General features: G+C 53.0%; 21 protein-coding genes. 7 read left to right on the top strand and 14 right to left on the bottom strand.

The window, feature by feature from the left end; genetic code table 11:
- Nucleotides 1-14 precede the first annotated feature (14 nt).
- Complete coding sequence (locus Q5705_14530) at nt 15-887, top strand: LysR family transcriptional regulator (GenBank protein WLI75800.1); 873 nt, start codon at nt 15-17, stop codon at nt 885-887.
- Between the two features lie 45 nt (nt 888-932).
- Here Q5705_14530 and Q5705_14525 read toward each other — a convergent pair whose 3' ends face one another.
- Both Q5705_14525 and Q5705_14520 read right to left on the bottom strand, forming a co-directional pair.
- Complete coding sequence (locus Q5705_14525) at nt 933-1271, bottom strand: DUF1869 domain-containing protein (protein WLI75799.1); 339 nt, start codon at nt 1269-1271, stop codon at nt 933-935.
- A gap of 10 nt (nt 1272-1281) precedes the next feature.
- Nucleotides 1282-1614, bottom strand: coding sequence for a DUF1971 domain-containing protein (locus Q5705_14520; protein ID WLI75798.1), 333 nt, complete (start codon nt 1612-1614; stop codon nt 1282-1284).
- 359 nt (nt 1615-1973) lie between these two features.
- Here Q5705_14520 and Q5705_14515 point away from each other — a divergent pair, with 359 nt between their 5' ends.
- On the top strand, nt 1974-2201 hold the full coding sequence (locus Q5705_14515) for a hypothetical protein (protein ID WLI75797.1): 228 nt from the start codon (nt 1974-1976) through the stop codon (nt 2199-2201).
- 212 nt (nt 2202-2413) lie between these two features.
- On the opposite strand, the gene Q5705_14510 is transcribed toward Q5705_14515, so the two are convergent.
- A complete protein-coding gene (locus Q5705_14510) occupies nt 2414-2860 on the bottom strand; it encodes a hypothetical protein (protein ID WLI75796.1) in 447 nt (148 codons plus the stop codon).
- Between the two features lie 389 nt (nt 2861-3249).
- Between Q5705_14510 and yghU the strand changes: the two genes are divergently transcribed.
- Together yghU and fucR are read left to right on the top strand one after the other, a co-directional pair.
- Nucleotides 3250-4113, top strand: coding sequence for a glutathione-dependent disulfide-bond oxidoreductase (gene yghU / locus Q5705_14505; protein WLI75795.1), 864 nt, complete (start codon nt 3250-3252; stop codon nt 4111-4113).
- An 11-nt stretch (nt 4114-4124) separates the two neighbouring features.
- A complete protein-coding gene (gene fucR, locus Q5705_14500) occupies nt 4125-4835 on the top strand; it encodes an L-fucose operon activator (protein WLI75794.1) in 711 nt (236 codons plus the stop codon).
- Here the strand turns inward: fucR and hybG are convergent.
- The 9 genes from hybG to Q5705_14455 all read right to left on the bottom strand — a co-directional run bounded on the left by hybG (nt 4826) and on the right by Q5705_14455 (nt 13256).
- Nucleotides 4826-5080 carry a hydrogenase maturation factor HybG gene (gene hybG, locus Q5705_14495; GenBank protein ID WLI75793.1) on the bottom strand — a complete coding sequence of 85 codons (255 nt, stop codon included), beginning with the start codon at nt 5078-5080 and terminating at the stop codon, nt 4826-4828. The two genes, fucR and hybG, sit on opposite strands and share 10 nt — an antisense overlap.
- A 6-nt stretch (nt 5081-5086) precedes the next feature.
- On the bottom strand, nt 5087-5425 hold the full coding sequence (gene hypA / locus Q5705_14490; GenBank protein ID WLI75792.1) for a hydrogenase maturation nickel metallochaperone HypA: 339 nt from the start codon (nt 5423-5425) through the stop codon (nt 5087-5089).
- Complete coding sequence (gene hybE, locus Q5705_14485) at nt 5418-5897, bottom strand: hydrogenase-2 assembly chaperone (GenBank protein ID WLI75791.1); 480 nt, start codon at nt 5895-5897, stop codon at nt 5418-5420. The genes hypA and hybE overlap by 8 nt, the downstream gene beginning before the upstream one ends.
- Nucleotides 5887-6384 carry a HyaD/HybD family hydrogenase maturation endopeptidase gene (locus Q5705_14480; GenBank protein WLI75790.1) on the bottom strand — a complete coding sequence of 166 codons (498 nt, stop codon included), beginning with the start codon at nt 6382-6384 and terminating at the stop codon, nt 5887-5889. The genes hybE and Q5705_14480 overlap by 11 nt, the downstream gene beginning before the upstream one ends.
- Nucleotides 6384-8087 (bottom strand): hydrogenase 2 large subunit, encoded by a 1704-nt coding sequence (gene hybC, locus Q5705_14475; protein WLI75789.1) that lies wholly within the window; start codon nt 8085-8087, stop codon nt 6384-6386. Before hybC ends, Q5705_14480 begins: the two co-directional genes overlap by 1 nt.
- Nucleotides 8084-9256, bottom strand: coding sequence for a Ni/Fe-hydrogenase cytochrome b subunit (hybB, locus tag Q5705_14470; protein WLI75788.1), 1173 nt, complete (start codon nt 9254-9256; stop codon nt 8084-8086). The genes hybC and hybB overlap by 4 nt, the downstream gene beginning before the upstream one ends.
- Nucleotides 9246-10226, bottom strand: coding sequence for a hydrogenase 2 operon protein HybA (gene hybA, locus Q5705_14465; GenBank protein ID WLI75787.1), 981 nt, complete (start codon nt 10224-10226; stop codon nt 9246-9248). The genes hybB and hybA overlap by 11 nt, the downstream gene beginning before the upstream one ends.
- Nucleotides 10227-10228: 2 nt before the next feature.
- Nucleotides 10229-11347, bottom strand: a complete 1119-nt coding sequence (gene hybO, locus Q5705_14460; protein WLI75786.1) for a hydrogenase 2 small subunit — start codon at nt 11345-11347, stop codon at nt 10229-10231.
- A 259-nt stretch (nt 11348-11606) separates the two neighbouring features.
- Nucleotides 11607-13256 carry a methyl-accepting chemotaxis protein gene (locus Q5705_14455; GenBank protein WLI75785.1) on the bottom strand — a complete coding sequence of 550 codons (1650 nt, stop codon included), beginning with the start codon at nt 13254-13256 and terminating at the stop codon, nt 11607-11609.
- A gap of 868 nt (nt 13257-14124) precedes the next feature.
- On the opposite strand from Q5705_14455, the gene Q5705_14450 reads away from it, so the two are divergent.
- Entirely contained in the window at nt 14125-15165 is a 1041-nt protein-coding gene (locus tag Q5705_14450; protein WLI75784.1) for an aldo/keto reductase, read from the top strand.
- 59 nt (nt 15166-15224) lie between these two features.
- Here the strand turns inward: Q5705_14450 and Q5705_14445 are convergent, their stop codons facing one another.
- Both Q5705_14445 and Q5705_14440 read right to left on the bottom strand, forming a co-directional pair.
- Nucleotides 15225-15719 carry a TIGR00645 family protein gene (locus Q5705_14445; GenBank protein WLI75783.1) on the bottom strand — a complete coding sequence of 165 codons (495 nt, stop codon included), beginning with the start codon at nt 15717-15719 and terminating at the stop codon, nt 15225-15227.
- Between the two features lie 89 nt (nt 15720-15808).
- Nucleotides 15809-16315 (bottom strand): RNA helicase, encoded by a 507-nt coding sequence (locus Q5705_14440; protein WLI75782.1) that lies wholly within the window; start codon nt 16313-16315, stop codon nt 15809-15811.
- A 103-nt stretch (nt 16316-16418) separates the two neighbouring features.
- Here Q5705_14440 and Q5705_14435 point away from each other — a divergent pair, with 103 nt between their 5' ends.
- Both Q5705_14435 and Q5705_14430 read left to right on the top strand, forming a co-directional pair.
- Nucleotides 16419-16823 carry a hypothetical protein gene (locus Q5705_14435; protein WLI75781.1) on the top strand — a complete coding sequence of 135 codons (405 nt, stop codon included), beginning with the start codon at nt 16419-16421 and terminating at the stop codon, nt 16821-16823.
- 1 nt (nt 16824) lies between these two features.
- Entirely contained in the window at nt 16825-17256 is a 432-nt protein-coding gene (locus Q5705_14430) for a cytoplasmic protein (protein ID WLI75780.1), read from the top strand.
- The last annotated feature ends 70 nt before the right edge of the window (nt 17257-17326 follow it).

Raw genomic sequence — 17326 nt, 5'->3', positions numbered from 1 at the left:
GAGATGCTTTCGATATGGAACTTCGTTATCTACGCTATTTTGTCGCTGTTGCGCAGACGCAACATTTCACCCGCGCCGCAGAAATGCTGGGCATGTCGCAGCCTCCCCTTAGCCAGCAAATCCGTCGGCTGGAACAAGAAGTGGGCACGCCGCTGTTTCATCGCCAGACACGTGGCGTCACGCTGACCGACGCCGGGGAGGCGTTCTATGAAGATGCCTGCCAGATAATCGCCATGAGCGATGCGGCGCTGGAAAAAGCGAAAGGGATAGCGCGGGGAATTAACGGTAAGCTCTATCTCGGCGTTACTAGCTCTAACGCCTTTCACACGCACTTTTTCTCGGTGCTGCGCCAGTTCCAGCATGCTTATCCGCAGGTGGTGCTGCATCAGAAAGAGGACAATATGGCGACGCTGATGCAGGAGCTGGATGAGGGAATAATCGACGTCGCCTTCGTGCGTCTGCCGTGCGAAAACAGCAAGATGTTCAAACTAAAATTTATTGATGAAGAGCCGATGCTGATAGCGCTGCACCGGACGCATCCGCTCTCGGCCAGAGCTGAAATCGCCCTTTCTGAATTGCAGCACACGCCGTTGGTTATCTTTCCGCAAGAGGTTGCGCCGGGGCTTTATGAACTGGTGTATAACGCCTGTTTACGCGCGGGTATCGAGATGGAAAACCAGCAACAAGCGTCGCAGTTCTCATCGTCGCTCAGTATGGTGGCCGCCGGTTTCGGGTTTGCCATTATTCCGCAATCGATGGCCTGTTTCAGCCACCCGATGGTGACCTTTCACTCGGTGGCGCAAAGCACGCTGAAAACCGATGTGGCGCTGGCCTGGCGGAAGTTTGAACGATCGCCTGCGGTGAAGCGGTTTATTGATAACTTCTAGAAAAACGCCCGATGTGAACCGGGCGCGAAGCGAACCAGCCTGCGCTTACCAGCCGCAGACATTGGTTTCTTCATCCGATTCATAACCGCGAACGATATTAATCAGATCCTTTACCGCGTCGGCGGCAATAAGCGGATCGTGTAATTCAGCCAGGCGGGTAAAGTCTTTATCTACCGAAACACCATTATTGTTATTGGTCACCGTCAGCACATATTCCGCGCTATTCTCAGTGGCACCTGGGAGCCGGGAAACCAGTTCAGATACGGCCTGGGCGGCAATATCCGGGAGATATAACGCCATCGGTTTGAGATAAACTTTTTCTGCGCTTTGATTATTACTCCGGTTTGCAACCGCCAGCGAATAGCCTTTATTGTCAGTGGTCATGGTGAATACCTCAGCCTTCAAGCAAAATTTTTGGGTCAACATAGAAATCAACATTGAATAGCGTGTCATCGGTGAGCGCTTCAATGTTATGCCATTTTTCCGGCGGAAAGACACCGAACTCTCCGGCATTAATCGTCAGCGTTTCAACGGGTTGCGGGCTGGTTTCATCGGCGTAACCGTAATAACGGATCGCGCCGCGATACACGCTCAAACGCGGGTAAACGCCCTGGCGGGTGCCGGCATCAAGATGGCGTTTCCAGATGGACGCCGGAGCGGTTTCTTTTGTCCAGAACGGCGTGGTACGGGTGTGAACATAGTTCGCGGGTATAGCAATACGTTGCATGTTTCATCCTCTTCTTTTCTCAGCGAACAGGCGGGGAAAATTATATGTTGCATAGCATATACCTGTTTCAGGATTTGTAGCCTGCTCTTTTTAGGGGTATTTCCCCATTAGCGCACATTCGGAAAAAACGTATTAGTAACGTTTGCTAGTACTTATTAAGTGTTATTTTTTAACGAACTAACTTGCTGAGAAAAATAAATATCCGCCCCTGTAACGGCCCAACACCGCAATTTCACCTGGTCTTGGTGGTGTTTTTCTGGCAACCTCTACTTCTCTTGGATAAGAGGCAAAATTAACATTCTCCGGCCAGGTGCACTACTTCACATCGCAAACAACCTGCAACGGTAAGTAAAATCATCATGAAAAATATAAAGATAGATACGATGGCTCGCGTGGCTATGCGCAGCAGGGGCCTATCGGTAAAAGAGAAACGTGTTCGTTACCAGGATAAGATTTTTACGTTCAAATATGTATCCGGTCATTACGACGTGTTTTTAGACGGCGAAAAAGTCGATAGCCTCGAAACGGATAACGTCAACCAGGCGATTGCAGAGTATAAAGAAAAGCATAACAAGACGAAGCGCTGAGGAGCCCGCAACGCTGCTTTCCGTGGCCCTTTTCTGCGCGGCAGACCAGCATGAAACGGGAAACATTAGCAAACTCATTATACCGAAAGAAACCATAATTCAGTGCCAATAATACTTTTCTTAACCGCCTGAACTTCAGGCGGTTAAGTCATTACCCTTTCTCTTACCAAAGCGCCCCGCCTGAAATATAAAATATATTTCATTAACGTCTGCTAAATATCATCTCCGGGCGTTAAGGTTTGCCCTGGCTGATTCTCCTGCGACTGCCCGGTTTCGCTATTTTCTTCCAGCCTCTGTGCCTGTGCTAACGCTTCCTGCGTCACCTTTTTACCGGAAAAGGTATCAATCATTTCTGTTCTGCCGTCAGGATGTTTAATAACGGTGACCAGTTTTCCGCCGTATTGCGGGATCCCGGACATCGCCAGGGAGTAATCAATTTCATGATCTTGTACCCTTTTATTTTCCTGCGCCTGCTGCCCGGCTTTTATCGCCTGTATGTCTTTGTGACTTTCCGCCCGGCTGGAGAGTGTCACTTTAATGCTGTCATCCTGAGATACGCTATTGTCTGCGCTGGTTGCTAACGCCGATTTATACGTGGTGTTTTCTTGTGTGGTGGCAAGCGGTGGGCTTGCCTGAATCGCCTGAATTTCCTGCATCATTATCTCCGCTATTGATGACCAGATAATTAGCTAACGACTCCTCCAGACTGAGTCAAAAAAAATACCCTCATAACGATTATCGACAATCACATGAAACATATTAATAACAAATAATGGTTAATAAGCCGTTAAACCGAGTGTATTTAAAATAAGCCAGTGGCAAATAAATAAAACAATAATTCCACTTAAAACGATGTGATAAATAAAAATCTATTTTAAGTCAGCGTATTTTAAATAGTCATCTCAGTGTAGGCGGGATAAAAATAATGCGCCCGAATGGCCACTCTTTTCGCCACGGAATGTGTTGTATCCTCATTAGCGCCAACTGCTACACTGCATGGCAGGTCGCTCCAACAACATTCAACATATCAATGAAAAGGTAGGCCAATATGTCAGATAACTACCAACCCCCGAAGGTCTGGACGTGGGATAAATCCGGCGGCGGCGCGTTTGCCAATATCAACCGCCCGGTTTCCGGCCCGACCCATGACAAAACGCTGCCGGTGGGCAAACACCCGCTGCAACTCTACTCGCTGGGCACGCCGAACGGCCAGAAAGTGACGATTATGCTCGAAGAGCTGCTGGCAAAAGGGGTCAGCGAGGCGGAGTACGATGCATGGCTGATTCGCATCGGTGAAGGAGATCAGTTCTCCAGCGGTTTTGTCGACGTTAACCCAAACTCAAAAATCCCGGCGCTGCGCGACCACAGCACCACGCCGCCGACCCGCGTGTTTGAATCAGGCGCGATTTTACTTTATCTGGCAGATAAATTCGGTCATTTTCTGCCAAAAGATCTCGCCGGACGGACAGAAACGCTGAACTGGTTATTCTGGCTGCAAGGCGCAGCACCATTCCTCGGCGGCGGTTTTGGTCACTTCTACGCTTACGCCCCGGTGAAAATCGAGTACGCCATCAATCGCTACACCATGGAAGCCAAGCGTCTGCTCGACGTGCTGGATAAACAACTGGCGAAGCATAAGTTTGTGGCAGGCGATGAGTACACCATTGCCGATATGGCCGTCTGGCCGTGGTTTGGCAGCATTGCGCTGGGCTCGGTCTACGGCGCAGCGGAATTCCTTGATGTTGGCAGTTACAAAAACGTGCAGCGCTGGGCGAAAGAGATCTCTGAACGTCCGGCAGTGAAACGCGGGCGCATCGTCAACCGCACCCACGGTGAGCCGAACGAGCAACTGCATGAACGCCATGACGCCAGCGACTTCGAGACCAATACCGAAGATAAACGCGGCGCGTAACGTTATAAGCGATGAAAACCGCGCGCCAGCAGGCGATTTTACAGCTTCTGACGGGTCACGAGTCCGTGACCACCGCCGCGCTCGCCGCGCAGTTGGCCGTCAGCGTTGAAACCATTCGCCGCGATCTTAATGCCCTGCAAACGCAGGGCAAAATCGTGCGCCGTCACGGTCGCGCCCGCACGCTGCATACGCCAGAGCAGGATGGCAGCGAGCCGTTTCACGCCAGGCTCAAAAGCCACTATGCCGATAAAGCCGATATCGCTCGCCATGCATTGAACTGGATAGACGCCGGGATGACGCTGGCGCTCGATGCCAGCTCCACCTGTTTTCACCTCGCGCGGCAACTGCCGGACATACCGTTAACAGTGTTTACCAACAGCCTGCCGGTGTGTGAGGCGATGGCGCGACGGCCAAATATTGAGTTGATCTGCTCCGGCGGTCGGCTGGCGCGAACTGAACGCTGTTACGTCAACCCGGCGCTCGCCAGCCTGCTTAAATCGCTGGAGATTGACCTGTTCATCTTCTCCTGCGAAGGGATTGATGGAAGCGGTGAAATGTGGGATTCGACGCGCCATAACGCGGCGTTTAAATCGCTGTTGCTGCGCCGTTCGCAGCAGTCGTTGCTGTTGATTGATAAGAGTAAGTTTTACCGCGCCAGCGAAGTAAAAATCGGTAATCTGTCGCTGGTCACACAGATGATCACCGACGCGCCTCAGCCCTGAGGCGCCGTTTCGTCGATATCCAGGTTTCTGAGCGCCTCCAGCGTCGCCAGCGCTTCTTGTTCATCAATCACGCTCATGGCGAAGCCAACATGCACCAGCACCCACTGCCCCACCAGCGTTTGCGGGCTCTCTTCGCAAATGAGCGCAATATTTACCTCACGGCGCACGCCGCAAATATCGACCTGCGCCAGTTGATGAAAATCGTCACCTGTTGCCACTATCTGGCCGGGCACGCCTATACACATTTTGGGTTACTCCACTTCAATACTTTTGATCTGCACGCCGCCGCTGTGCTCAATGTGTAGCGACGGGCAGTGGCAGAGCGGGCATTCGTCATGCCGGGTGATTTCCACGCTCTGGCAGCAGTTCCAGCACCAGGCCTGCGCGGGCGTGTGAATAATATGCAGTGTGCAGCCCTGCGCCAGCGTCTCCCGACAGGCGATATCAAAGCCAAAGCGCAGCGCGCTCTCTTCGACACAGGCCAGTGCGCCAATCTCCAGCCAGACGCCGGTTACGCGCCGTGCGCCGTTTTGCTGCGCCTGCTGCGTGATGATTTCGACCGCGTTCTGGCACAGGGATAACTCATGCATGCTGTTCGCCTCGCTGACCAAATAGCAACGCGCGGCGGCTGACGGCGGCATCGGTGACCGGCAGCGAAAGCGCCATTTTCAGGCAATTATCGGCAAGTCCAGTGCCTTGTTCAGCGGTCAAATCCCGCGCCAGCGGTGACATTAACGAACAACTCAGGTACTGACCCAACGCGGGCAGTTCGCCGACGGTAAAGGTCATCGCGCCGTAGGGCAGTTGCAGCCCGAGGCGTTGACCCACATTGCGCCGCGTCCAGTTTTGCTGCGGGCCAGGAAAAAGTTGCAGACTCAGCATCCACGGCATCAGCACACAGCCGAGCCACTGGCCTTCAAACAGGGTAAACGGCGTAACGTAAACCGGTACTTGTCGGTTGAGAAAGGGCAAATCACACATTTCGTTAGCTGAAATGGTCGCAAACGCGGCCTGCACTTTTTCGTGCGGTGAAGCGTCAAACCCTGGCACGTCATCCTGCATTTTTTGCCTCCCGCAGCCGGGGCTGCACGCCGGATTCGCGCAGCGCGTAGAGCACGCACTCAAGCGCGGTTTCAAGGCTCGCCTGTACCACCGGCGTCATCCCGATATGCGGCTCCAGCGAATCCGGGATAACGCCAATCAATGTCAGTTTTTTCGGGAACTCGTCGGTAAAACGCAGGGCCGACAGCACATCCGACAGCCCCAGTTGATGGGGCGAAATTTTATTGCGAAACAGCGTCGGTACCTCGTCATCGCGCAGGCACAGCACGGTGCCCGGCGCATTTTTACGGCTGACAATCGCGTCGGCAATAATCAGGTGATCGCGGTTCGCCATCGCACCCAGCAGCTCCATTCCCGCGGTGCCGCCGTCCAGCACCTCGACGTTTTCCGGCAGGCTGTAACGCTGCTCCAGCGCTTCCACGATGCGAACGCCGATCGCCTCATCGGTGAGTAAAATATTGCCGACACCGAGCACTAAAATTGACATCACAACACCTTCACCGACACCACATCGTTACCGTCGGCGTCCAGCACGTGCACCGCGCAGGACATGCACGGGTCGAACGAGTGAATAGTGCGCACCACTTCCAGCGGCTTTTGCGGATCGGCAATCGGCGTGCCGACCAGCGACAGTTCGTAAGGCCCGGCGTCATCATTCGCATTACGCGGCCCGGCGTTCCACGTTGAGGGCACGACCGCCTGGTAGTTGTCGATCTTGCCATCCTTGATGACAATCCAGTGGGAGAGCATGCCGCGCGGCGCTTCGAGAAACCCGACGCCTTTAAACTCGCCGCTGGCGGGAATGTCCGCTTTGATAAAGGTCTCTACATCGCCTTTGCCAATATTGTCGATCAGCGCCTGGTACTGGTTCTGTAATACGCCGTGCAGTTCGCAAGCGTGAACCGTGCGCCCGATAATGCGCCCGAGCGTCGAGTGCAGTTGTTCTATGCCCAGCGTTTTACCGGTGAGTTTTTGGTAAATGGCGGTGATATCGTGCAGTTTCTCCGTGGTGGTGGGGTGTTTTGCCGCCAGCTTGCAGAACAGGTTCGCCAGCGGCCCCACTTCCACCGTTTTGCCGTAGAAGGTCGGCGATTTCACCCACGAATATTTGCCCTCTTCCTGCCAGCCAGTGTAGTTCGGCAGCGTCGTGCCCTGCCACGGCGCTTGCGGCGCATCGTCCTGATACCAGGCGTGTTTGGCGCTCTCCTGAATGCCTTTGATAAGAAACGGATCGTTATAGCTGTTGATCTCGCGGTAGGTAGTGAGATCGGCATTTTCGATATAGCCGCCCGCAAACAAGAAGCTGCCGTTACTCGCGTCGGTTGGAAACTCCGGCGTACTGAGATAATTCACCGCGCCTTTGCCGTGCGTCAGCCACTGCGGGTAAAACGCCGCGATCACCGCCGTATCGACTTTATAAACCTGTTCAATAAAGCCGTGCAGCTTGTCGATAAACGACTTGAGGTACATCAGCCGTTCAAGATTCAGTACTTCAATGGCGTCCAGATTGATCGGGTTCGCCACGCCGCCGACCGCAAGGTTCTGAATATGCGGCGACTTACCGCCAAGCAGCGCCACAATGCGGTTGGCGTCGCGCTGGCACTCCAGCGCCTGGAGATAGTGCGCCACCGCAATCAGGTTCACTTCCGGCGGCAGTTGCATTGCCGGATGGCCCCAATAGCCGTTGGCGAAAATACCCAACTGCCCGCTGGCGACCAGCGCTTTGATCTTCTCCTGCACCGCTTTAAATTCGTTTTCGCTGTTTTGCGGCCAGTCAGAAATGCCTTGCAGCAGCGCGGCGGCTTTGGCCGGGCTGGCATTAATCGCCGACGTGATATCGACCCAGTCCAGCGCCGAAAGCTGATAGAAATGGACGATATGATCGTGAATCGAGTGCGCCGCGAGAATGATATTGCGGATGTACTGAGCGTTAAGCGGCACCTTCGCCTGCACCGCGCTTTCCACTGCCCGCACCGACGCGATGGCGTGAATGGTGGTGCAGACGCCACAGATACGCTGCATGATTATCCACGCATCGCGCGGGTCGCTGCTTTTGACTATCTCTTCCATGCCGCGCCACATGGTTCCTGACGACCAGGCTTTGGTGACCACGCCGTTTTCAATTTCGCAATCAATGCGTAAATGACCCTCAATGCGGGTCACCGGATCAATGGTGATACGTTGGCTCATGCTTCACTCGCCTCATGTCGCGCAGGTGTTTTTAACGGTGGAATAATCGGCAACAGACGTATCAGTAAGATGTACGCACACACTTCAATTGCCACAAAACCAATAGAAATCAATAACTCTTCCCCCGTCGGGAAGTAGTGGTAGCCGTTGCCGGGGTTAAAGGCCAACAGCGAATAGGAGAGCCGCCACAGAGCGCAGCCGAGCAGCATGCTTAACGCGCCGAGGAACAAAAAGCGCGAATCGTGACGCAAACGCGGCACGCGCAGGATAAGCAGCGGGAACGCCAACAGCGCCAGTTCCAGCCAGAACAGCAGGCTATAGCCATCGCCTTCGAAGGCGTAGTGCCATTTTTCCCGCCAGCTTATTTCGCCAACGCGCAGCAGTAAAAACAGCGCCAGCAGTACGCTCAGAATACTCGTCAGTTTGCTGAACAGCCGTTTTTCGTTTGGCCCGGAACCGCGCAGGCTAGCCTGCATTAATGAGCCTTCGAAGATCACAATCGAGAAACCCATAATGAACGCGGTGAGCAGCGAGAAAACCGGCAGCATTTCATAGCTTTGCCACAAGGGGTAAACCTTGTATCCGGCAGCAATCATCAGCGATCCCATCGACGACTGGTGCATGGTCGGCAGCAGCGCGCCGAGGGCAATAATGAAAAACATCACCTTGTTCAGGCGGCGCAAAGAGACTTTCCAGCCGAGGCGCTCCAGCAGCGCCGGGGCGAACTCCAGCGCCATCACGCCGATGTAAATCGTCATGCAGACGGCGGTTTCGAACAGCACCGAATTCACGTTGAAATGGCCAGGAATATAGAAGTAAGGCAGGTTCCAGTAGCGACCAACATCAATAGTGATGGATAAACCGCCGAGGGAGTAACCGAACAGGCTGCAAAGCAATGCCGGGCGTACCAGCGGGTGATATTCGCCACGGTTGAAGACATACACCGCCCAGGCCAGCGCCCAGCCGCCGCAGGCAAACCCGGTGCCGATCAGCAAATCGAAGGCGATCCATATCCCCCACGGATAACCGCCGTTAAGATCGGAGACCGATCCGAGACCGAAGATCAAACGCTTGAGGATAAAGATCCCGCACAGCACGATCAGCGGGGCAAACAGCAGCACCGGTTTGCTGAGCAGCTTGCCGCCCATCGCTTGTGGATCATGACTCATGGTCACCTCCATCGTGATGATCATTTTTCGTGTTGCGCCGCACCAGCGCGGTCAACCCGACCAGCACGGCAAGCGGCAACATCATGCCTTTGTAGACCGTGTGCTGAACGTGTTCAGAACGCGCGCCGGTGGCTAAATCGTCCAGCACTGGCAGGCCCAACGCTTCATACGGCACGCCGGAAAGCACCAGCACCTGCGTACCGCCGCCCTCGTTTTCACCATAAAGATGCGGGTAGTAGCTGGCGACAGTGTGCCGATAAGCATCCCCGGTTTGCAGGGTTTGACGCGGGTAGGCGTACTGAGAGCCGGGTTTCAGCGCGAGGCGCTTTTTCGCCTCGTCCAGCAGTTCTTCGCGGGTGCCGAAGATCACCGCGCCCGCCGGGCAGACTTCAACACAGCCGGGCAGTTCGCCGTTATCCAGCCGTTCAACGCCTTTCTGGTTGCAGAGTTCACACTTGTGCAGCGCGCCGAAGGGGTTGTTGTAGTCATACTTCGGTACGTCGAACGGACAGGCCACCATGCAGTAACGACAGCCGGTACAGACGCTGGCGTCGTAATGGACGATGCCGGTTTTGCCGTCTTTTTTCAGCGCCTGCACCGGGCAGACGGAAACACAGTTGGCATCGACACAGTGCATGCACTGCTTTTTGATATAGGCGTAGCCGTCTTGCAGTTGGTCTTTATTCTGGCCGTTGCCGCTGTGCCAGACCTGAATGATGTTGTTGGTGTAAGGCGAGAGTTTGTCGTTATTCGACCAGGTTTGTTCGCCTTGCGGGTTGCGCTGCGGCGTGTTGATATCCTGGCAGCGCGTGACGCAGGCCTGGCAACCGACGCAGAGTGTGGAGTCGTAGAGCATACCCAGCGCGCCGGGGATCGGCGGGCGGTTAAGCGCCGCGGCACAACTCGCGGACGATCCCCCCAGCAGCAGCGCCCCGCCGGACGCTACTTTGAGAAAATCACGTCTGTTCACGGCTAGTCTCCCTGCGAATCCGCGTCGTTTTTCTTCTGCTGGCGACCAAGCTCGCGCACGGTCATCACACCCACACCGCCGACCAGGCCGACCACGCCGCCAAGTAGCCCGACAGCGGTGGCTGAAACTGCCCCGCCCTCTTTCATCCTGACGTCCGGTTTGTCGACGCGCGGTGTCGGGTTCTCCACATGGGCAAGCTGGGAAATGCCTTTATGGAAACCGACACCTTCTTCGTTGCAGCCATAACACGGGTGGCCGATGGCGACAGGCCAGGCACCGCCGACATCGCAAAATTGCAGCGTGGAGCAGTTACCCCAGGTTTCCGGGCCTTTGCAGCCTAAGTGATAGAGACACCAGCCTTCACGATGACCCTGATCGCCAAAGGCTTTGGCGAAACGACCGGCGTCGAAATGCGGGCGGCGCTCGCAGTGTTCATGGATCAGCCGACCGTAAGCAAAGCTGGGGCGGTTTTTCGTATCCAGCGCCGGGGGTTTGCCGAAGGTGATGATATGCGCCACGGTGGCAAGAAAGTTTTGCGGGTTCGGCGGACAGCCGGGAATGTTAATCACGGTTTTGCCGGGCAGCACCTGTTGCAGGCTGACCGCACCGGTGGGGTTGACGCCCGCCGCTGCAACACCGCCCCAGGCGGCACAAGAGCCGATGGCAATTATCGCTGCCGCGTTTTCCGCCGCTTTGCGAATATGCTCAACGATCGGTTCCCCGGCCACCATGCAGTAAATGCCACCGTCTTTCATCGGGATCGAGCCGTCGACCACCAGCACGTACTGACCTTTGTACTGCTCCAGCGCGCGGTGTTTGTTCTCTTCGGCCTGATGACCAAAAGCGGCGGAAAGCACTTCGTGGTATTCGAGTGAAATGGTTTCCAGCACGAGATTTTCGACGGTGGGATGGGTGGCGCGAAGCAGAGATTCCGTACAGCCAGTGCACTCCTGCGCGCCAATCCAGATAACCGGTGGACGCTGCGGATGGCTGACGGCGTCGACCATTTCTGCTGCCGCTTTGCTGCTTAGCCCCATAGTGGCCGCCAGTGCGGCACACAACTTCATAAAATCACGACGACTGACACCTGAAGAGGCGAAAGCCTGGTTTTCTCCTGCCATGTGTTGGTTTTCCCTTAGCCCGGACTAAGAATATTCTCCTCCCATTTGGTAGGGGAATGCTGCGATCGCCCCGACAATTAATCACATAAAAAACAGGGTCATTATGCAAAAAACGACGGGAGGCGAAAGTAGGCATACTTAAAAAAGGGTTTTTGGGTTTTATGAAATTAAAAAAAGAAGGTCACTTCCGACATAAGTGACCTTCACAAACGAAAACACCACCATGAGCAAAACGTGCTAATTCACAGGGTTGTACGATTTAAAACGCCACCCATTCATCCGTCGACGCAGCAGATTTGCGCACATTCCCACGGGACAGATCCGGTTTAAGCAGCGCAGACGCAGCGGGTTTGTGCTGATCTTCACTGGAAAGACGGAACTGCTGAACGGAACGTTGCAACTCTTCAGTCTGGCGCTCCAGCGCCGCGGCGGCAGCGGAAATTTCCTCCACCAGCGAGGCGTTCTGCTGCGTTACGCTGTCCATCTGGCTAATCGCCACGCCCACCTGCGAGATGCCTTTGCTTTGTTCAACAGAAGCGGAAGCAATCTCTTTCATGATGGTGGTCACTTCTTTAACCGCACGCAGGATGCCTTCCATGGTTGTGCCGGTGTCGTTAACCAGTTTTGCCCCTTTGTCCACGCGGTTTACGGAGTCTGCGATCAGCGTTTCGATCTCTTTCGCCGCGTCCGCACTGCGGCTGGCAAGGTTACGCACTTCGCCAGCGACAACCGCAAAGCCGCGGCCTTGTTCACCGGCGCGCGCCGCTTCAACGGCGGCGTTGAGCGCCAGAATATTGGTCTGGAAAGCAATGCTGTTGATAACGTTGGTGATTTCCGCAATTTTCTTCGAGCTCGCGGAGATGCCATCCATCGTGCTGATAACTTCTTTCACCAGCGCCCCGCCTTTGCTGGCGGTGACGGAGGCCACTTCTGCCAGTTCACTGGCCTGGTTAGCGTTATCGGCGTTCAGTTTAACTGTGGAGGTCAACTCTTCCATGCTGGCAGCGGTCTCTTCCAGCGCGGCGGCCTGCTCTTCAGTACGCGAAGAGAGGTCGTTATTGCCGGTTGAGATTTCAGATGCGCCACGCCAGATATTTTCGCTGCCGCTGCGAATACTGCTCACCGCTTCACGCAGGCTGTCCTGCATGGCTAATAGCAGCGGGATCACCTGGCCGACGCAGTTACGCCCCATATCTTCCAGCGGATGGCTGAGATCGCCCTGCGCCATCAATTTGAAATGGGCGCGAATGCGGTTCAGCGGTTTTACCAGCATGGTGACCAGATAACGATCCGTGAACAGCAGGATCAGCAGGCCAATCACCATCGCGATAATGATCGCCGCACGGGTGGTGGTGGTCTGGTGATCAACCATCACGCGGGTTTCATCCAGCATCACGCTGGCAGCTTTGTTAAAACTTTCCGTCGCGCTGCCAAAATTGCGGCTCAGCGCTGGCGTGACATCGTTGGCCTGTTTGCGGTACGCCTCCGGTGAACCTTGCTGTGCCAGTTGCATTTGCGGGGCAATGCCCTGGTCCAGCAGCGCCTGCCAGCCCGAGATCACCTGTTCGGAGACTTTCGGATCCATCGGGCCTGGCGAGGCGGCTTTGAAGTCCGTCAGACGACGGGCCATGTTATCCAGCGCCTGTTGAACCTGTGCTAAATCCGGTGTGCCGCCCGCAGCCCTGGCTTCCATTGCGCGACTAAGACGCGTTACAAACCGAAAGTACTGATCATTCCCCTGGCTAAGAAGCGTCATTTGTGTCACTAACTGGCGATCGACTTCATTGCCGTCAGCCACTTTTGACAGTGAAAAAACGCTATACAGACCGACGCCCGACCACAGCACACCGAAGATCCCAAGGATCACCAGCATCACGGCGCGTATCGTAAAATTGCGAAGCATATTCATAATATTATCCTTGCGGTGAAGGTACCTTCTCGCCTGCGGGCGAGAGTTATCACCTTTATCGGCACGTTTTAGGGAATATGTATGCCCGACATAAAATTTTTGATAAAAAAAAGAACCCTGTTTTTTTACGTATATAGCGAAAATCGTGGCGCTGGAAATTGTTATTCTGCTAACGTTTTGATGCACCAATAAGCACCATAAAATTATTTTAAGCTATTGATATTAAATATAAATATATTTTCAAGATCTCGCATAACAACTGCTTTTCATTTATAAAAAATAAAACACTTAAGTTTGAAAAAAAATACAAATGAGTTTTCTGCCTGTTATTTAAAAGAGCCATTTCACACCACACAATTAAGTCAATCCATATCGTCTGGTTTATATTCACCATGTTTTAAAAGGGCGCTAAAATTATATAGCCAGCTATATTTAGCTGCATTTAATTAAGAGTTAAGCATTGTTAAAACAGATGCTTTTTCACACGCATTTAAGAGATTCCAGGCGTGTAAGGAAGACGAAAAAGGCAGTAACTATGCGCGCTACAGCGGTGATCGTGATGATCGTTGCGTCACGGCAGCAATCACATCTGCTTATATTGGCACAGGGAATGCTTATTTTCCGGCGTGCAAAAGAGATTCACTCTGCCTGGTTTTTATCCCATTCTCCCAGGAATTTTCGTAGCTTTAAGCCCTTCCTAAAGGAAATTAAACGCCGCATTAAGCTTATCCACTTACCCTTATTTGCCGCTGTTTTTTGGTAAAAATACTCTGATACAACCCTGGCCTTTTGATGTTCTGAAATCAGACGTAAGATAGAAACGTTGTTTCGAATTTACCTCTACAAGATAGATAAGAAAGGAGACATCATGCCTGGCTTCGCCAACCCCCAGCGCTACGAACAGATGCAGTATCGTTACTGCGGCAAAAGCGGCCTGCAACTGCCTGCGCTTTCGCTCGGTTTGTGGCACAGTTTTGGACACGCAAATACCCTTGATTCACAGCGTGCCCTGGTGCGTAAAGCATTTGATCTGGGTATTACCCACTTTGATTTAGCCAATAACTACGGGCCGCCGGCGGGCAGCGCGGAAGTGAATTTTGGCCGTTTATTACGTGATGATTTCGCCCAATATCGCGATGAAATTATTATTTCCACCAAGGCTGGTTACGATATGTGGCCCGGCCCATACGGCTCTGGCGGCTCGCGTAAATACCTGCTTGCCAGCCTCGATCAGAGCCTGAAGCGCATGGGCGTGGAGTATGTCGATATTTTCTATTCACACCGTGTGGATGAAAAAACACCGATGGAAGAGACCGCCGCCGCGCTCGCACAGGCAGTGCAAAGCGGTAAAGCGCTGTATGTGGGCATCTCCTCTTATTCCACCGAACGCACGCAACAGATGGTGGCGCTGTTAAAAGAGTGGAAGATCCCTCTGCTTATCCATCAACCTTCATACAACTTACTGAACCGTTGGGTGGATAAAACCGGCCTGCTGGATACGCTGGAAGACAATGGCGTCGGCTGCATTGCCTTTACGCCGCTGGCGCAAGGGTTGCTGACCGGTAAATACCTGAACGGTATTCCGCAAGGTTCGAGGATGGAGCGTGAAGGGAAGAAAGCGCGTGGCCTGACAGAGAAAATGCTGACCGAAGCCAATCTTACTAGCCTGCGTCTGCTGAATGAAATGGCGCAGCGTCGCGGCCAGTCGATGGCGCAGATGGCGCTGAGCTGGTTGTTGAAAGATGCGCGAGTGACGTCAGTGTTGATTGGTGCCAGCCGACCAGAGCAGATTGAGGAGAATGTGCAGGCGTTGAATAACCTGACGTTCAGCGCCGAGGAGCTGGCGCAAATTGATAAGCATGTTGCCGATGGTGAATTGAATTTGTGGCAGGCGTCGTCGGATAAGTAAAACCGTATTGCCGGGTGGCGTTTCGCTTACCCGGCTTACGAAACCCCATCAAGCGCTGATTAATGCTTGCCGCGGGTTAAACGATCCAGATACCCCATCACAAACGCGGAAAGCACAAACGTCAGGTGGATAATCACATACCACATCAGTTTGTTGTCCGGGACGTTCTTCGCATCCATAAATACACGCAGCAGATGAATCGAGGAGATGGCGACTATCGACGCCGCCACTTTGTTTTTTAACGAGGTGGCATCCATTTTACCCAGCCAGCTCAGCTTCTCTTTATGCTCGGCGATGTCCAGTTGTGAGACAAAATTCTCATAACCGGAAAACATCACCATCACCAGCAGCCCGCCGACCAGCGTCATATCCACCAGCGACAGCAGTGTCAGGATCAGATCCGACTCTGCCAGCGAAAAGATGTTCGGGATAACGTGAAAAATCTCCTGGAAGAATTTTACCGTCAGTGCCAGAAGGGCAAGGGAGAGGCCAAAATAGACCGGGGCGAGCAACCAGCGCGAAGCGTACATTGCGTTTTCCAGAAAGCGTTCCATGTTCTGTCGTGTCTCGTCAAATAGCTAAAACCGGCGCACAGTATAGCCCAGCCCGGTGAGCCTTTTGCAACAGCGGAACAACACAAAAATTACACCTCTTCTGGGTTCACCCATGGCCGCTGATACTCCGGCCAAACCAGTACCACCAGCGCGGGGTAAGCTTCCATGCTGAATTCGCGAAAGCACTGGCGCAGGTTAAGTACGTCCAGATCGGCGGCGGAGACTTTTTCGCCATTCACGCAGCGTTTTTTTATATTGTCATAATACTTATACACTGCGGAATTCAGATCGCTGCACCGACGCTGTGCTTCAAATAAACCTGGTGTGTTATTTATTTCCACCATGTTCATACGTTTAATAGTGGCGTGAAGAAAATCAATATATTCATGGTTAACGCGCCAGTACCACACTGGCGTAATCGCGTTCATTAACACTGAAAAATGATCTTCGCCCTCCTCTTTTGTCAATGGCTGTAACTGTGGCAGCTGATTATCAATTTCACTCAGGGGATTCTTCTTATTGTACTCACGCATCAATAATAAAACGCCGCCCGTCAGCAGCAATAAAGCAATAACAGAATAAAAAATACTGTTCATGAGCAGACTCCTTTTTTTTGATTTTAAAAGTGCACCATGATATTGTCAACGAACCTCACCCGCTAAATATTCTCTTCCTTGTTGATATTAAAGGATAATAAAAATGCTTCCCGACAATCTTGTCCCGGCACGATTTCACCTTTCTGCCGCTGAAACCCGGCCAGGAAACGAAGCAAAAGAGCCTAATTTAACTCAGGGTAAAAGAACCCTCTCCGACCATGCGAATAATATATTAGCCAACGCCAGCAACACTGGCCAATCACGCAATATGCTGCTCGAAGAACGCGATCGTCATATTAAAGATCGACTATTCCGAGTCGTGAAAATTGAGTCCTTTGCGCGTTTACTTAATGATTTACAAGCCGAAGGCGAGATCGATGCTCAGACCTTGAGCAAAATAATTGCCGATAAAACTCAGCACATTAATGAAGCAGGGAATGAGATTTGGCTTAATCTGGTTACCGGGGAAAAAGACGCACCAATGTTTTATAAACTTGGGGATGAATAACGTGGCTGATGTCGAAAATAATAATGTCTATATCAATTATGATGAGAGTAAAAGCGACGAATTTATCTTAAAGCAAAATATCGACGCGCTGGTACAAAATAAAAACGCCACCATTGAGCGAATAGCTCAGGAGCTGGTCTCTATTCCGGCTGCGCTGGTACGTCTGAAATGGCAAAATCGCCGCGAAATTTACCCGCTGCAAGTGAAAGAAGAGATTTACGGCGCGACCATTGCCGCCATCATCGAACAACAGCCTGAATTGCGCGATAAAATCCTCGGGCGGCTGGAAGCCCATTATCAATATCTACTTGGACGGGAAGCGGCAACGCTGCGCCTGAGCCGCAAATTGAGCGATGGCGAATACCGCACGTCGACGGTCACCACTGTTGCGCTCGAAGAGAAGAGCGCAACGGAGAAACCAAAAGCGAAATAACCTTTCCCTGGCAAGAAAATCCTGAATTGCCCTGCGAACTCAGCGTTAACTTCTATCCTTAAGTACTGAC

This window comes from Kosakonia sp. H02 (genome assembly GCA_030704225.1).
Taxonomy (GTDB): domain Bacteria; phylum Pseudomonadota; class Gammaproteobacteria; order Enterobacterales; family Enterobacteriaceae; genus Kosakonia.
The sequence above is the reverse complement of the archived record's forward strand: the minus strand, read 5'-3'. Positions and strand labels throughout refer to the sequence as shown.

Coding starts and splice junctions, on each gene's coding strand:
- Q5705_14530 (WLI75800.1), top strand. CDS start 15: ATGGAACTTCGTTATCTACGCTATTTTGTCGCTGTTGCGCAGACGCAA.
- Q5705_14525 (WLI75799.1), bottom strand. CDS start 1,271: ATGACCACTGACAATAAAGGCTATTCGCTGGCGGTTGCAAACCGGAGT.
- Q5705_14520 (WLI75798.1), bottom strand. CDS start 1,614: ATGCAACGTATTGCTATACCCGCGAACTATGTTCACACCCGTACCACG.
- Q5705_14515 (WLI75797.1), top strand. CDS start 1,974: ATGAAAAATATAAAGATAGATACGATGGCTCGCGTGGCTATGCGCAGC.
- Q5705_14510 (WLI75796.1), bottom strand. CDS start 2,860: ATGATGCAGGAAATTCAGGCGATTCAGGCAAGCCCACCGCTTGCCACC.
- yghU (WLI75795.1), top strand. CDS start 3,250: ATGTCAGATAACTACCAACCCCCGAAGGTCTGGACGTGGGATAAATCC.
- fucR (WLI75794.1), top strand. CDS start 4,125: ATGAAAACCGCGCGCCAGCAGGCGATTTTACAGCTTCTGACGGGTCAC.
- hybG (WLI75793.1), bottom strand. CDS start 5,080: ATGTGTATAGGCGTGCCCGGCCAGATAGTGGCAACAGGTGACGATTTT.
- hypA (WLI75792.1), bottom strand. CDS start 5,425: ATGCATGAGTTATCCCTGTGCCAGAACGCGGTCGAAATCATCACGCAG.
- hybE (WLI75791.1), bottom strand. CDS start 5,897: ATGCAGGATGACGTGCCAGGGTTTGACGCTTCACCGCACGAAAAAGTG.
- Q5705_14480 (WLI75790.1), bottom strand. CDS start 6,384: ATGTCAATTTTAGTGCTCGGTGTCGGCAATATTTTACTCACCGATGAG.
- hybC (WLI75789.1), bottom strand. CDS start 8,087: ATGAGCCAACGTATCACCATTGATCCGGTGACCCGCATTGAGGGTCAT.
- hybB (WLI75788.1), bottom strand. CDS start 9,256: ATGAGTCATGATCCACAAGCGATGGGCGGCAAGCTGCTCAGCAAACCG.
- hybO (WLI75786.1), bottom strand. CDS start 11,347: ATGGCAGGAGAAAACCAGGCTTTCGCCTCTTCAGGTGTCAGTCGTCGT.
- Q5705_14455 (WLI75785.1), bottom strand. CDS start 13,256: ATGAATATGCTTCGCAATTTTACGATACGCGCCGTGATGCTGGTGATC.
- Q5705_14450 (WLI75784.1), top strand. CDS start 14,125: ATGCCTGGCTTCGCCAACCCCCAGCGCTACGAACAGATGCAGTATCGT.
- Q5705_14445 (WLI75783.1), bottom strand. CDS start 15,719: ATGGAACGCTTTCTGGAAAACGCAATGTACGCTTCGCGCTGGTTGCTC.
- Q5705_14440 (WLI75782.1), bottom strand. CDS start 16,315: ATGAACAGTATTTTTTATTCTGTTATTGCTTTATTGCTGCTGACGGGC.
- Q5705_14435 (WLI75781.1), top strand. CDS start 16,419: ATGCTTCCCGACAATCTTGTCCCGGCACGATTTCACCTTTCTGCCGCT.